The organism is Pseudomonas sp. S10E 269, assembly GCF_002798465.1.
In the GTDB taxonomy this organism is placed as follows: Bacteria; Pseudomonadota; Gammaproteobacteria; order Pseudomonadales; family Pseudomonadaceae; genus Aquipseudomonas; species Aquipseudomonas pergaminensis.
Genome location: NZ_PHIJ01000001.1, coordinates 5,866,322 through 5,881,251, shown reverse-complemented (window position 1 = coordinate 5,881,251; position 14,930 = coordinate 5,866,322). Strand labels below are relative to the sequence as shown.

Here is a 14,930-nt window from a genome sequence, read left to right as displayed (position 1 = left end):
TGAATGACATATGACTACATCATCGCCGGCGCTGGCGCCGCAGGCTGCATCCTCGCCAACCGGTTGTCCGCCTCGGGCGAACACTCCGTGTTGTTGCTGGAAGCCGGTGGCAAGGACAGTTCCTGGTGGTTCAAGATCCCGGTCGGTTTCGCCAAGATGTATTACAACCCGACCTTCAACTGGATGTACTACAGCCAGCCGCAAAAACAGTTGGCTGGCCGCAAGATCTACGCGCCACGCGGCAAAGTGCAGGGCGGCTCGGGCTCGATCAACGCGATGATCTACGTACGCGGCCAGGCCCATGACTTCAATGACTGGGCCGCCAATGGCAACGACGGCTGGGGTTTCAAGGACGTGCTGCCGTACTTCCGCAAGCTGGAGAACCACCCGCTGGGCGACACCGAGTACCACGGCGGCAGCGGCCCCATCAGCATTACGCCGATGAAGGGCCAGACCCACCCGATCTGCGACGTGTTCCTCAAGGGCTGCGAGCAACTGGGCTATGCCCACAGCGATGACTTCAACGGCCCGAACTTCGAAGGCGCGGGCCTGTATGACGTCAACACCCGTAATGGCGAACGCTGCTCCAGCAGCTTTGCGCACCTGCACCCGGCGCTGGGGCGCCCGAACCTGACGGTGGCGCTGCACGCCTTGGTGGACCGCGTGCTGTTCGACGACCAGCAGCGTGCCACCGGCATTGCCGTCACCCAACACGGCGTGGCCCGTACCTTCACCGCGCGCAAGGAAGTGATCCTGTGTGCAGGCGCGGTCGACACGCCGAAGATCCTGCAACTGTCCGGTGTGGCCGACCAGAAGCTGTTGGCCGAGCACAACATCCCGCTGGTCAAGCACTTGCCGGCCGTGGGTGAAAACCTGCAGGACCACCTGTGCGCCAGTTACTACTACAAGGCCAATATCCCGACGTTGAATGACGAGCTCAGTTCGTTGTTCGGCCAACTGAAACTCGGCCTCAAGTACCTGCTGACCCGCAAGGGCGCGCTGGCGATGAGCGTCAACCAGGCCGGTGGGTTCTTTCGCGGCAACGATGAGCAGAAGGACCCGAACCTGCAGCTGTACTTCAACCCGCTGTCGTACCAGATCCCGAAAAACAACAAGGCCAGCCTCAAGCCCGAGCCGTATTCCGGCTTCCTGCTGTGCTTCAACCCATGCCGGCCGACCAGCCGCGGCACCATCCGTATTGCCTCGAAGAACCCACGGGACGCGGCCTTGATCGACCCCAACTACCTCAGCACCCAGAAGGACATCGACGAGGTGATCCAGGGCAGCCGGTTGATGCGCAAGATCATGCAGGCTCCGGCGCTCAAGAGCATCACGGTCGATGAGGTATTGCCCGGCAAAGCGGTGCAGACCGATGAGCAGATGCTGCAATACTTCCGCGAGAACAGCGGCTCGATCTACCACCTGTGCGGCTCCTGCGCCATGGGCTCGGACCCGCAGGTATCGGTGGTGGACAAGCGCCTGAAGGTGCACGGGCTGGCGGGGCTGCGCATCGTCGATGCATCGATCTTCCCCAACGTAACCTCGGGCAATACCCATGCGGCAGTATTGATGGTGGCAGAGAAGGGCGCCGACCTGATCCTGGAGGATGCCCACTGACCCTTGTAGAAGCCTGGCTTGCCGGCGATGGCGCCTTCGATTCCTGCGCTGACCTTGCGCACGCCATCGCCGGCAAGCCGGGCGCCTACAGAAATTGCCGGGCCTGATCCCGCGCATTCAGACCTGAAACCCGCACCCTGTAGGAGTCGGCTTGCCGGCGAAAAACCCCAACACCGCCGCGCTCGCCCTGATACCCCACGTCAAAGTGGGTCACCAGCCGCGCAGGCGTTCCCATACCTGTAGATCGCCATTGTCTAAACACGCGTGGTAATGCCCAAACTGGGTTCCGGTGGCGCACGCATGGTTGGGCAGGATGCGCAGCCGTGTACCCAAGGGATATTGCGCGACCACATCCTGGTCCTGGACGTGCGCCACGCCATGCTCCTGATTGGCGCTGTTCAACAGCAACCCCTGGATCGGCGTTCCGCGCTCATCACAGAGCTGGCCGTAGCCGAAGTCCTTTTTCTGCGCTTGCGTACCGCGATCCCGGCTCATGGCCATCCAGCCGGCATCCGTGATGATCCAGCCTTTTCCCGGCTGATGGCCGATTACGGTAGTCAGCACGCTCAAGGCCAGTTCGTCGAGGCGGCATACCCCGATGTTGTGCATCACCAAATCGAAGAACGCATACACGCCGGCACGCAACTCGGTCACGCCTTCCAGGCTCACCGCCGACAGCGCGGTAGGCGTGGAGCCGACGCTGACCTGGGCGCACGCCATCCCGGCTGCGCGAATACACTCGGCGGCTTCAACGCAGCGTGTGCGCTCCAGTTCGGCGATGGCTTGCAGCGCTTCTGGCGTATCCAGCCCGTAGCTCTCACCGGCATGGGTGAGCACGCCGACCAGGCTGTCGCCCAGCAGTCGGGCAATTTCCAGCAGGCGTGGATCCTGTGGCTTGACCCCGGACCGATGGCCGTCGCAATCAATCTCGATCATCACCGCAAAGCTTTCGCCATGCGCCCGACCGAAATCGACAATGGCCTGGGCGCCGGCGAGGCTGTCGGTGATCAGCGTCAGGGCGCAACCCCGGCGACGCAGCGCGATGGCCTGGGGCAGTTTGTGCGGGGCCATGGCCACGGCATAGAGGATGTCAGTGATACCCAGGTCAAAAAAATACTCGGCTTCTTTCAGCGTCGACACCGTGATGCCGCTGGCGCCCGCGGCGATTTGGGCGGCCACCACTTCGGCGCACTTGTGGGTTTTGACATGGGGGCGCAACTGCACGCCCAGGGCATTGGCACGCTGTTGCATGCGCTGGATATTACGCTGCATTTTCACGGTATCAATCAGTGCGGCAGGCGTGTCCAAGGTTGCGGCACCACAAGAGGGGACAGTGCTGAAATTGACGCCCTGTCCAGGACTGGATATGTTGTCTTGCATGAAAAACACCTCTCCCAACGATACTCATTTGATCAGCCAGCTCGAACAGATCGCCGAGGGCCTGAGCAAGACCTTCAGCCCCTTCTGCGAAGTGGTGCTGCACGACTTGCGCGACCCCCAGCACTCGATCCTGGCCATCCATAACAACCTGTCCGGACGCACCGCGGGTGACCCGACCACCGAACTGGGCCTGGCGCGGATTGCCGACCCGGATTACCCGCAAGTCATCGCCAATTACCAGAACCAGTTCAGTGACGGTCGCCAGGTCAAGAGCACGTCGATCGGCATCAAGGGCGCCGGCGGCGAGTACGTCGCGGCGTTGTGCATGAACGTCGATCTTTCATTGTTCCGGGGCTTGCAGGGCCTGCTGGAGCAGTTCGGCTCGGTCAGCGGCGACAAGCTCATCGAGTCCCTGGACCCCTCGGGCGCCGACGTGATCCGCGCCCGTATCGACCAGTTCGCCGCACGCCTGGCGACCACGCCGCGCGCTCTGAAAACGGCGGATCGGCGTGTGCTCATGCAGGAATTGAAAGACTCCGGCTGCCTGGATATTCGCCGGGCCATGGAAACCGTGGCCTCGCACCTGGGCGTATCGCGTGCGGCGGTCTACACCTACGCCAAGTAGCGCGCCACCGCCTCAATCTCCACCCGATAGCCGTGGTGCAACTCGGGCACCGGCACCACCGCACGGGCAGGGCGGTGGCTGCCCAGTGCGGCGGCGTACACCGCATCGAATGCGGGCCAGTGCTCGACACCTGCGACGTACACCGTGACCTTCACCAAGTCCTCCGGCCTGCCGCCTGCGGCCCGCAGGATTTCCAACAGATTATTCAGCGCGACCTGCGCCTGTTCGGCAAACGGCGCCGCCAGGTTATGCCGCCCATCCGGGCTCACCGGCAATTGTCCGGAGATATACAGCGTGCCGTTGTGGCCGATCGCCTGGGAATAGTGCCCTGCAGGTGGTGCGGCAGCCGCAGTCTGGATGATGTTCATGAGGCCTCGCTGAGCAGGGCGGCGTACTTGGCGATATCGACGTTGCCGCCGGTGACGATAATCCCCACCCGCTGGCCCTTGAACCGTTCTCCTTCGTTGAGCAGCGCCGCCAGGCCCAGGCAGCCGGTGGGTTCCACCACCATTTTCATGCGCTGCATGAAGAACTTCATCGCCGCCACCAACTCGGCGTCTGACACGGTGAGGATGTCGTTCACCTTGTCGCGGATGATGGGGAAGGTGTAATTGCCCAAGTGTTGGGTCTGGGCACCGTCGGCGATGGTGGCGGGGGTGTCGATGTGCACGATGCTGCCGCTGCGAAAGGAGCGCTGGCCGTCATTGCCGGCTTGCGGCTCCACGCCGTAGAGCAGGCAGTCGGGTGCCAGCGCACGGGTGCTCAGCGCAGTGCCCGAGAGCATGCCGCCACCGCCCAGGCCGACGAACAAGGCATCCAGCGGACCGGTGAATTCCAGCAGCTCCTTGGCGGCCGTGCCTTGCCCGGTGAGGATGTGCGGATGGTCGTAGGGTGGGATCAGAGTCAGGCCGTGTTCAGTGGCCAGGTCGCGGCCGATTTGCTCGCGGTCTTCGGTAAAGCGGTCATACAGCACCACGCGGGCGCCATAGTCACGGGTGGCGGCGACCTTGGCAGCCGGCGCATCGGTGGGCATCACGATGGTCGCCGGTATGCCCAGCAATTGCGCCGCCAGCGCAATACCCTGGGCATGGTTGCCGGACGAAAACGCTACCACCCCGGCCTTGCGCTGCTGCTCGTCGAAACGCGACAACGCGTTGAAGGCACCGCGGAATTTGAATGAACCGGTGCGTTGCAGGTTTTCACATTTGATGAATACCTGGGCGCCGGTCAGCGCGTCGAGGATGCGCGACGTGAACACCGGCGTCGGGTGGGCAATGCCTTCCAGGCGTTGCGCGGCGTCGATGACGTCTGGGTAAACGGGCGATGGCATGGGCGGACCTCGTTGTCTTGTTCTGGATAAAATATCCATAACAAGACAAGTTGTAAAGGTCTGCCTGGGTTCAGTGACCCACCAGTTCTTCAAGCAATTGCTCTTTGTAGCCCTGCAATACCGGCGAGGCGCGGTCCCGAGGGTGGGGCAGGTCGACGCGGATTTCATGCTTGATCCGCCCGGGGTGCGCGTCCATCACAATCACCCGGTCACCGAGGTACAGCGCCTCTTCGATATCGTGAGTGACCATGATCACCGTGCACCGCTGCTGCACCCAGATGCGCTGCAGCTCGCGTTGTAGGTGCACGCGGGTCAAGGCGTCCAGGGCGCCCAGCGGCTCATCCAGTAACAGCACCTTGGGTTTGTTGATCAGCGCCCTGGCAATGGCTGCGCGTTGTGCCATGCCGCCGGAGAGCTGGTGCGGGTAGGCATGCTCAAAGCCGCTGAGGTTGACCAATGCGATATGTTCGACCACCTGGCGATCCTTCTCGGCCTGGGGCAGCGTGTGGTTTTTAAGCGCCAGGGCGATGTTCTCGCTGACGGTCATCCACGGGAACAGGCGATGGTCCTGGAATACGATGCCACGTTCCAGGCTGGTGGCCGCGATGCGTTTGCCGTCCAGCAGAATGTCGCCCTCGTACTCGGCCTCCAGCCCGACAATCAGGCGCAGCAAGGTGGATTTTCCGCAGCCGCTGGCGCCCACGATGCTGACAAACTCGCCAGGGCGCACATCCAGGTGAATATTCTGCAATACCGGCAGGTCGCGGCCTTCGATCCGGTAAGCCTTGCTCAGGCCCCTGATCTGCAGGGCGCCGGTGTGCACATGAGTGGGGTAAGCGATTGCATTCATAGCGGGGCCTTTCAACGGAGGTTGCGCCAGCGCAGCAAGTGGCGGCTCAAACGGGTGAACAACAGGGTCATCAGGTAACCGAGCAAACCGATGCACAGCACGCTGAGCACGATCACCTCCATACGCGAGCCGGCTTCGGCGTTCATCATCAGGTTGCCCAGTCCCGCCCCGGAAGACAGGAACAGTTCACTGCCGATGGCCGTGACCCATGCAAATGCCAGCGCGTGCAACACCCCGGTGGCGATACTCGGCAGCGCTGCCGGCAGCAGTACCTGGGTGAACTGCTGCAGGGGCGTCAGCGCCAGCACCTGGCCGACTTCACGGTAGCGCCGCTCCACATGGCTGAAGCCCTGGTAGGTGTTGAGCACCATCGGGTAAAACGCCGCAAGGGTGACGATCAACACCTTGGAAAACTCGCCGTTGCCGAACCACATGGCAATCAACGGGATCCAGCCGAGCATCGGCACCTGGCGAATCGAGTGGAACAGTGGGCCGATCAGGCGGTTCGCCACGCTGGACAGCGCCATCAGCACCCCCAGCGTCACGCCGAACAGAATGCCCAGCACCAGGCCGCTGCTGGTGCGCGCCAGGCTGGCGAGCAGGTTGACCAGCAGTTCGCCGTTGCCGAGCATTTCCAGCAACGCGGTGCCAATCGCCGACAATGGTACAAAGGCGTAAGCGCCGGCGGCGTCCTGGCGCGAGGCGTATTCCCAGGCAAGCACCAGCAGCAACGGCAGCAACAGCCCCCGGGCGTTCTTCAATAGAGACAACATCGCAAGGCTCCTAGCGGGTCTGCCAGCGGAAGAGGTGTTGTTCGAGGCGACGAAACCCGTAGTCGAGGGCAAAGCCGATCACGCCCGTGACCACCACGCCAACCATCACCACATCGATACGCAGCATCTGCCGGGCCATCTCGATCATCTGGCCCAGGCCGCTGTCGGCCGCCAGCAACTCGGTGGCGACCAGCACCACCCAGGCGCGGGTCAGGCTGATGCGAAAACCGGTGATGATCGGTGGCGCGGCGGCGGGTAGCGCCACCAGGCGCACAAAGGCCGGCCAGCGCAGGCGGTAAACGTCGGCCACTTCGAAATAACTGCGCGGGATGCCACGCACACCTTCACCCGCCGCCAGGGCCACCGGGAAGAACGCGGTCTTGGCGACGATGATGATCTTGAAGGTTTCATCGATGCCGAACAGCAGCACGAACATCGGGATCAGCGCGATGCTGGGGATCTGCCGCAAGGTATGGAACAGCGGCCCGCAATACACCTCGACGCTCTTTGACGTGGCCATCAGCACGCCGAACGCCAGGCCACACAACGAGCCGATGCCAAACCCCAGCCCGAGGCGCGACAGGCTATTGCCCAGGTGGTCGAGCAGTTCGCCGCTGGCGAGCAGCTCTTCAAAGGTTTGCAACACCTGGGCCGGAGGCACCAGCAGGTTGCGCGGGAAGATGCCGAGATGGGCCACCAGCGCCCAGGTGGCGAGCAGGGCGAGGGGCGAGATAAGCCAGGAGAGTAGTCGAAGGAGGCGCATGGCAGGTCTTAATTGGGCTGAGTACCTGGCAGCTATCGCAAGACATGTGCCACAAACCGTAGGAGCCCGGCTTGCCGGCGATGAGGCCCTTGAGACGGGTGCATAAACAGAGTCCGCCATCGCCGGCAAGCCGGGCTCCTACAGGGGGGAATCGCAGAAATGGTGAATGGGTGCTGCTACAGCAGCACCCATTCAGCAATCCCCTCAGAAGTCGTAGCTCACACTGGTGTAGTAGAACGCCCCCTGCGCACCCTCCGGGCTGGTGATCGAGTACTTCGGCACGCCGTACAACTGCGCGCCATCGGCCTTGTCCGGATGCGTGTCGAACAGGTTGATCGCGCCCACCGACACCTTCACGCCCTTGTAGAAGGTGTATGACACATCCAGGTCGGTGACCCATTGCGGGCTGTAGGTCTGGTCCAGGCTGGGGTTGGTGGCGTTGAGGCTTTTCCATTCGCCATACCGGCGCTGGGCCACGGTGACGCCCCAGTTTTCATACAGCCAGTTGGCGCTCAGGGTCAGCTTGGAGTCCGGCGTGCCATCCTCGATCAGCCCCTGGGTGTTGCGCCCGACAATTTGCGAGCCCTTGATGTTGCCCACATCCCGCAGGCCGGTGATGGTGGTGTTGTTCTTGGCAAAGCCACTGCTCAGGTTCAGGCGGCCCCAGCGCTGCAGGTCCCACTGGTAGTTGCCGGTCAACTCGATGCCATCGGTGCGGGTGTCGGCGACGTTGGTGTAGAACGCCGCGCTTTGGATGTTGGCGTAGGGCGTGCCGGCGAAGATCGGCGTGACCACGCTGGCAGGCAACTGGTCAGAGAGGGTGATGCGGTTGTCGATGTTGATGCGATAGGCGTCCACCGTCACCGAGGCGTTTTCCAGCGGGCGCCACACCAGTCCCAGGGAATAGTTGGTCGATTCCTCCGGCTTGAGCGCCTTGCCACCGAGTGCCTGGGCTTCCGGGCTGTTGGCGCGCAGCGTGCGTTGCTGCACCTCGACGTAGTTGCCGCTGCCTGGCGGCTGCTCCACTACCTGCACACTGAACGACGACATGCCGCTCTGCACCAGCGATGGCGCGCGATAGCCGGTGCTGGCCGTGGCCCGCGCGGCGATCTGCGGGGTGAAGTCATAACGCAGCGACAGCTTGCCGTTGGTGGTGTCGCCGAAGTCCGAATAGTGCTCGGTGCGCACGGCCACGCCGGCCTGGAATTTCTCGGTGATCTGGCCTTCCACATCGATGTAGGCGCCCAGCACCTTGCGGTCCAGGGACGCCGCGTCCACCTGGGTGATGCCCGAGTAGTAGCCGGGCACACGTCGTCCGGTGATCGGGTCAACCGTGTTGAACAGCGGCCCGTTCTGCCAACCGGCGGCTTCGCCCGCGCTCAACTGGTAGTTCTCCTTGCGCCAGGCCAGGCCGGCTGACAGGGTCAGCGGCTTGAACAGCAGGTCGGTGGGGAAGTCGCGCACCCAGTCGAGGGTCAGGTTGGTCTGGTCATTTTCGCGTTTGCCGGTGTAGATGCTCGACGGGCTGTTGGCGCCGTAGCTGGGGTTGATCGCGTTGCGGTCGTTGGACTTGAGCGTGTTGTTGCCATGGTTCAACGCCAGGTCGAATTTGCCCAGTTGCTCGTTCTCGAAGCGCAAGCCGCCGGTGACGGCATAGTCTTCCAGCCCGTAGCGGGTGATCGGCAAGCGGCCGTCCGGGTAGCGCGCCAACGCATTGCTGCCGTAGTTGTTGCGCAGGGTCGTGGGCGGGTCGAAGAAACCTTCGGCGTCGGTATTCTTGTGGGCGTAGGTGGCAAACCCGTAGGCGGTCAGCCCCTCGCCAATGCCAATTTCGCTGTTGGCCACGACGTTGTATTGGTCCGAGACATTGCCCGCGCCCCAGCGCCAGGTGCGGTAGCGGTTGTTCTGCTCGCGCGGCGTGTTCACGCTGGTGTCGCCGGGGTAAAAGATCCGGTTGTCGGGGTTGGTGTCGCTGGCCGGGTCCTGGCTGCCGGCATCGAAACTGAGGGTGAGGAAACCGTCGTTGGGCAGCGCGAAACCTTTCCAGCCGCTGAGTTTGCGCTGGATGCCATCGCCTTTGTCATAGCCGCCGAAGCGGTAGCCGAGGTTACCGCCGTCGTCGTTTTCCTTGAGCACAATGTTGATCACCCCGGCGATGGCGTCGGAGCCATATTGCGCGGCGGCGCCGTCGCGCAGGATCTCGACGCGCTGGATGGCGCTGAGTGGGATCAAGCTTAAATCCACCGCCGCGGCACCACGCCCGTTCACCAGGCTTTGGCGGGTGATGTTGGCGCTGCTGTGGCGGCGCTTGCCGTTGACCAGCACCAGCACCTGGTCAGAGGCCAGGCCGCGCAACGAGGCGCCCTGGGCGATGGAGCCAGCAAACGCTCCCTGGGGCGACTGCGGGAAGTTGAACGACGGTGACAGCGCGGTGAGGGCGCCGGACAGGTCGGTGGCGCCGGTCTGCTGCAATTGCTCGCCGGAGAGCACGTCCACCGGTGCCGCGCTTTGCAAGGCGGTCAGGTCGCTGCGACGGGTGCCGAGGACCACCACGGTGTCGAGGTGATCGTTTTTGGCGGTGGGCTGGTTGTCGTCTGCGCCAAAGGCAGGCACGGCAAGGCTGCCCAAGACCAGCGCGATAGCGCCGGCCAACGGAGTGCGTTGGAACATAACTAGGTCCTTTCAGAAACCACCAAACGTGCAGGCGCCCGGTTTGCCGGCGATGGCGTCCGGATGGGCGATGTATGAATTCAGTGCCTCATCGCCGGCAAGCCGGACGCCTACAGTGGGTGGGGATTAGAGGTTAGAAGCGGCTGGTCACGCTCAGGCCCACGGTGCGTGGGTCGCCGTAGGTGATCACGTATTGGCCCAGGCCACCGTTTGGCCGGCCATGCACCTGGTAGCGGCGGTCGGTGAGGTTATTGACGAAACCGGTGACGCTGAGTTTTTCATCCGGGCTGTACCAGGTCAGGCGACTGTTGGCCAAGGTGTAGTGCGGTTGGCTCAGGTCCTTGTCGGCGCTGCTCTGGCGGTCGGCAAGGAAGTATTCCTTGTCGCGAAAGCTAACGTCCGCACCGGCCACCAGCTTGCCGCCGATTTCCAATGGGATGGTGTAGTCGCCACCCAGGGACACCACGTTGCGCGGCGAACGCACGAAGCTGTTGCCGCTGTAGTCACCGGTAACCGCACCGGTGCTGGGGTTGGTGTTCTTGAAATCGGTGTATTCGGTGTCGAGGAACGAGATCGCTGCGCGCAGGTGCAGGTAGTCGGTCGGCTGGCCTTCAAGCTCCAGTTCGGCGCCCTTGACCTTGCCCTTGGCGCCATTGGTCAACGCGGTGGTCAGCACACCGTTGTTGACCGTCAGCAGGTTCACCTGAATGTCGGAATAATCGTAGTAGAAGATGTTCGCGTTGGCGGTCAGGCGATGGTTGAACCACTCGGATTTCACCCCGAACTCATAGGCATCGAGTTGCTCCGGGTCCACCGTGGTCAACTGCGACAGGCTGGTGGACAGCCCGGTGTTGAACCCGCCCGAACGGAAGCCATGGGCGTAGCGGAAGAACACACGCACGTTGTCGTTGATACGGTATTCCGGGGTCAGGTCGTAGGTCCAGGCTTCCCAAGTCTTGTCTTCCTGACGGTTGCCGTTGGTACCGACGCCGCCCAGCGGGATCAACGGGCCGTTGGCGGTGGCGCGGGTCAGCTGGGTGAGGCTGAGGTCGATGTCTTTCTTTTCCTGGGTCCAGCGCAGGCCACCGGTGACGCTGAAATTGTCAGTGAAGTCGTAGGTCAGGTTGCCGAACAACGCGTAGCTGTCGGTCTTATGGTCGTAGCTCAGGTCACGGAAATCCGTGGCGCCGTTGATCTGGTTGGAGCCGGTGCCATTGGGTGTCGGGCCTGGCTGGATGAAGCGCCCGGCAGTGCTGTCCAGGTCTTCGTGGAAATAGTGAGCACCCGCCAGCCAGCGCAGGGTTTCCTGCTGGGGCGAGGCCAGGCGGATTTCCTGGGAGTACTGGGTGTATTTGTTGTCGGCGGTGGAGGTGCCGTTGACCTCGTACGGCGTGTAGTCGGCATCGCTGCTGGACTGGCCGCGAATGTAGTCATAGGCACTGATGGACGTCAGCGTGTAGTCGCCCAGGTGCCAATTGAGGGTCAGCGACGTGCCGTCGTGGTCGAGCTTGGAATCGTCCTTGACGTTCAACGCGATATTACGGCCCAGCGGGCGCTGGTAGCCCACGTTGTAATAGCGTCCCAGGGTCAGCGCGCCATTGGCGCCATCACCTTTGAACTCGCGGCTGTGGATCTTCCACAGCGCATCCAGGTCGTCGTTGAGCTGGGCAAAAAACTGCAGGCGCACGGCCTTCTTGTTCACATCGCCGTAGGTGTGATCGTCCACCAGGTTTTTCTGGAAACCATCGCGTTCCTCGGAATACAGCGAGATTCGCGCCGCGAGTTTTTCATCCACCAGCGCGCCACCCAAGGCGCCGCTGAGGATGCGTTCGTTCTTGCTGCCAAAGCCAATCGTGCCGAAGCCGTCGGTGTCGAAAGTCGGCTTCTTCGAGATGATATTCACCGCGCCAGCCGTGGTGTTCTTGCCATACAGCGTGCCTTGCGGGCCGCGCAGGATTTCGATGCGCTCCAGGTCCCAGAGCGGACCGCCACCGGCAATCGGCGCGTTCAGGTACACGTCATCGGCATAGATGCCCACTGGGTAAACCGTGGCGGCGCCGGTATCGCCGGTGCCCAGGCCACGGATGTACCAGCGCGGGCGGCCGTCGCCGTCAGGGTTCTTGGCCGAGGCGTTGGGAATGAAGGTGGTGATATCGCCCATGTTGCGCACGCCATCGGCGACGATATTTGTGCCCTGGACCGCCGAAACCGCCACCGGAACCTCTTGAAGGGTTTGCTCGCGGTGTTGTGCGGTGACGGTCACGGTCTTGAGTGACGGCTCGGTTTTGCTGGTGTCTTCGTCAGCGGCTTGGGCGCCACCGGCAACCAGCAAAGCGAGCCACAAGCCCTTGGTGATTGGATTGATGTTATGCATTGCAGTCTCCCCCGGAAAATGTGTCCTTGAAGGCGGTAGAGCAGAGATCGTGCCAACGGGATTTCAGGGTTGATACAAGCTTGCAAGCCATTGAAACTAAATGATTTTAAAATACGCTGTGGCGAAAATAACCCGCCGACAAAAGGCCTTTGAACAGGCCTGTGGAGCAATCAGCAAAAAGTGCTTGGAGGGTGCTGCTGGAGCAGCAGGGGAGGTGTTGCCTGGCCAACATGGCAGGCACCCGGCTGGCCGGCGTTGGCGGTCTCGAAAACGCCATCGCCGGCCAGCCGGGCTCCTACAAGGGGGGGGTGTGATGCCAGAGTTAAACGGCAACGCGGGAGGTGGAGCCGATGACTTTTTCCAGCACGCTGAAGTCGATCCAGTCGCGTACATCGAAGCGTCGGGGGATGAAGTGCCAGCGGAACAGGAAGTCGGTGAAATCCTGCAGTGCATCAATCGAGCGTGAGTCGAGGGTGGTGCGCAGACGCCTGTGGGCATCTTCGCCATACGCCGCCGTGACCCAGTACTCGCTGGTATTGAGTTCCTTGGCGAGGAAGCGCCGGGTCTCGTCCGGGTTGGCCCAGGCCCATTGCTCGGTGCGCAGCACGGTGTCGACGATCTTCACGCTGGCGTCGAAATGCTCCGTCAGCAGGTGGGTGTCCACCGTGAGGGTGCGCGGCGTGCCATTGTTGGAGCGGATCAGCGGGTCCGGGTGGGAGCCGGTGTCGACCACCACATGCAGGCCGAACTCGTTGGCCAGGTGCACGGCATGCGCACCCTTGAGGAAGATCGCGTCGATGTCGCCGCGCAACAGGCCGATCAGTTCGTTGTTGCGCCGGCTGAAACGGCTCACGCCCAGGCTGACCTCCGGGCCATACACGTAGGAGGTCTGGTTGTCGCTGTAGGTGCCGCCGTAGGGGTAGTCCACCAGTTCCACATCGGCGACTTCCAGGCCTTCGAGCTTGAGCGCGTTTTCCAGCCCGCGCAGGGCCTGGGCGCGGGTGAAGTCGATCTGCACGTTGGCCCATTTCGGCAGGCCGAAGCGCCGGTTTTTCAGGTCGCGCACGCTCTTCACACCGCTTTCGGCGGTGGTCAGGATCAGTTGCACTTCATCGCTCCACGACAGCCCCAGCACGCGGGTTTCGACACCGCTGGCATAGGCCCAGATTGCCGGGATATTGCCGCCGTGGCGCACCGAATTCTGCAGGTGATGGTCATAGTGGGCTTCGCGTACTTCCCGCTCGGTGGATTCGCGCAGCGATTGGATATTGGTGCCGTAAGGCAGGAAGGCTTCGGCCAGTCGCCCGGATTGCACCGCGATGCCAAGCCCGGTGGGGACCGGGCTGTGGGTGTACCAGAGAGTATCGAGTGGTTTGCTCATAAAATTCTTCGTTCAAATCCATGAAGCCGTCTGTAGGCGCCCGGCGTGCCGGCGATGGCGGTCTTGAACACGCTATCGCCGGCACGCCGGCTCCGACAGGGGGCGGGTTAGCCGGCGAGTGCGGTCTTGTTGTCGAGCAGCGCATTCAGCGGCCGTGCATCGATCCATTCGCGCACATCGAAGGTTTGCGGGATAAAGCGCCAGCGGTGCAGGAAGTCGGTGAAGTCCTGCAATGCCACGATCGCCTGTTCATCCAGTTCGGTACGCAGGCGCAGGTGTGCATCGTCGCCATAGGCGGCGGTCACCCAGTATTCGCTGCTGTTGGTTTCCCGGGCCAGGTAGCGGCGGGTGTCTTCCGGGTGGGTGTGGGCCCATTGCTCGGCGCGCAGCACTGAATCGAGGATGCCGGTGGCCACGTCGAAATGCTTGTCCAGCAGGTTCAGGTCCACTGCCAGTGTGCGCGGCGTGCCATTGTTGCTGCGGATCAGCGGGTCGGGGTGAGCGCCGGTGTCGATCACCGTGTGCAGGCCGAAATCATGGGCGTGCTGCGCCGCGCTGGCGCCCTTGAGGAAGATCGCATCGACTTCGCCGCGCAGCAGGCCGATCAGCTCCAGGTTGCGTTCAGTCACCTGTGCATTGACCGGTGTGCCGGCCACATTGCGCACCGCGCTGTCGCTGAAGGTGCCGCCATAGCTGAAGTTCTTGAGTTTCACATCGCCCACTTTCAAGCCTTCCAGCGACAGCGCATTCTCCAGGCCGCGCAAAGCCTGGGCGCGGGTGAAATCGATCTGCGCGCCGGCCCAGTCCGGCAGGCCGAAGGTACGGCCCTTCAGGTCCTTGACGGTCCTGATGCCGCTGTCCTGGCGGGTCAGGATCAGTTGCACTTCATCCGCCCAGGACAGGCCGATCACGCGGGTTTCACGGGCTTGGGCGCGGGCCCAGATCGCCGGGATATTGCCGCCATGGCGCACGGAGTTCTGCAGGGTGTGGTCGAAGTGCGACTCGCGCACCGCCTTGTCATTCGATTCGCGCAGCGACTGCACCTCGGTACCCAGGGCACCGACGGTGTCTTGCAGCCAGCCTTTCTGCACGGCAATGCCCAGGCCAGTGGGAACGGGGCAGCGGGTGTACCAGAGCGTGTCGAGAGGTTGTGTCATCAAGGAGTCT

At 62.8% G+C, this 14,930-nt stretch carries 12 protein-coding genes; 2 read left to right on the top strand and 10 right to left on the bottom strand.

Annotation, left to right across the window (positions count from 1 at the left end):
- The first annotated feature begins 3 nt into the window (after positions 1-3).
- The gene (locus CWC48_RS27325) at positions 4-1,617 is read left to right on the top strand and encodes a GMC family oxidoreductase (protein WP_078048233.1); all 1,614 of its coding nucleotides are present in this window, start codon (positions 4-6) and stop codon (positions 1,615-1,617) included.
- A gap of 210 nt (positions 1,618-1,827) precedes the next feature.
- Here CWC48_RS27325 and CWC48_RS27320 read toward each other — a convergent pair whose 3' ends face one another.
- A complete protein-coding gene (locus CWC48_RS27320; protein WP_100490868.1) occupies positions 1,828-2,925 on the bottom strand; it encodes a DSD1 family PLP-dependent enzyme in 1,098 nt (365 codons plus the stop codon).
- Positions 2,926-2,995: 70 nt separating this feature from the next.
- Between CWC48_RS27320 and CWC48_RS27315 the strand changes: the two genes are divergently transcribed.
- Positions 2,996-3,622, top strand: a complete 627-nt coding sequence (locus tag CWC48_RS27315) for a transcriptional regulator (protein ID WP_099491264.1) — start codon at positions 2,996-2,998, stop codon at positions 3,620-3,622.
- Here CWC48_RS27315 and CWC48_RS27310 read toward each other — a convergent pair.
- The 9 genes from CWC48_RS27310 to CWC48_RS27270 all read right to left on the bottom strand — a co-directional run bounded on the left by CWC48_RS27310 (position 3,610) and on the right by CWC48_RS27270 (position 14,920).
- Positions 3,610-3,990, bottom strand: coding sequence for a RidA family protein (locus CWC48_RS27310; RefSeq protein WP_100490867.1), 381 nt, complete (start codon positions 3,988-3,990; stop codon positions 3,610-3,612). The two genes, CWC48_RS27315 and CWC48_RS27310, sit on opposite strands and share 13 nt — an antisense overlap.
- Positions 3,987-4,952 carry a threo-3-hydroxy-L-aspartate ammonia-lyase gene (locus CWC48_RS27305; protein WP_100490866.1) on the bottom strand — a complete coding sequence of 322 codons (966 nt, stop codon included), beginning with the start codon at positions 4,950-4,952 and terminating at the stop codon, positions 3,987-3,989. The genes CWC48_RS27310 and CWC48_RS27305 overlap by 4 nt, the downstream gene beginning before the upstream one ends.
- A 70-nt stretch (positions 4,953-5,022) precedes the next feature.
- A complete protein-coding gene (locus CWC48_RS27300) occupies positions 5,023-5,802 on the bottom strand; it encodes an ABC transporter ATP-binding protein (protein ID WP_100490865.1) in 780 nt (259 codons plus the stop codon).
- Between the two features lie 11 nt (positions 5,803-5,813).
- Positions 5,814-6,575, bottom strand: a complete 762-nt coding sequence (locus tag CWC48_RS27295) for an ABC transporter permease (protein ID WP_078048239.1) — start codon at positions 6,573-6,575, stop codon at positions 5,814-5,816.
- 10 nt (positions 6,576-6,585) lie between these two features.
- On the bottom strand, positions 6,586-7,338 hold the full coding sequence (locus CWC48_RS27290; RefSeq protein WP_078048240.1) for an ABC transporter permease: 753 nt from the start codon (positions 7,336-7,338) through the stop codon (positions 6,586-6,588).
- Positions 7,339-7,542: 204 nt separating this feature from the next.
- On the bottom strand, positions 7,543-10,008 hold the full coding sequence (locus CWC48_RS27285; protein WP_078048241.1) for a TonB-dependent siderophore receptor: 2,466 nt from the start codon (positions 10,006-10,008) through the stop codon (positions 7,543-7,545).
- A 133-nt stretch (positions 10,009-10,141) separates the two neighbouring features.
- On the bottom strand, positions 10,142-12,382 hold the full coding sequence (locus CWC48_RS27280) for a TonB-dependent receptor (RefSeq protein WP_078048242.1): 2,241 nt from the start codon (positions 12,380-12,382) through the stop codon (positions 10,142-10,144).
- A 322-nt stretch (positions 12,383-12,704) separates the two neighbouring features.
- A complete protein-coding gene (locus tag CWC48_RS27275) occupies positions 12,705-13,763 on the bottom strand; it encodes an ABC transporter substrate-binding protein (protein WP_078048243.1) in 1,059 nt (352 codons plus the stop codon).
- 107 nt (positions 13,764-13,870) lie between these two features.
- Positions 13,871-14,920, bottom strand: coding sequence for an ABC transporter substrate-binding protein (locus CWC48_RS27270; protein WP_100490864.1), 1,050 nt, complete (start codon positions 14,918-14,920; stop codon positions 13,871-13,873).
- Between the last annotated feature and the right edge of the window lie 10 nt (positions 14,921-14,930).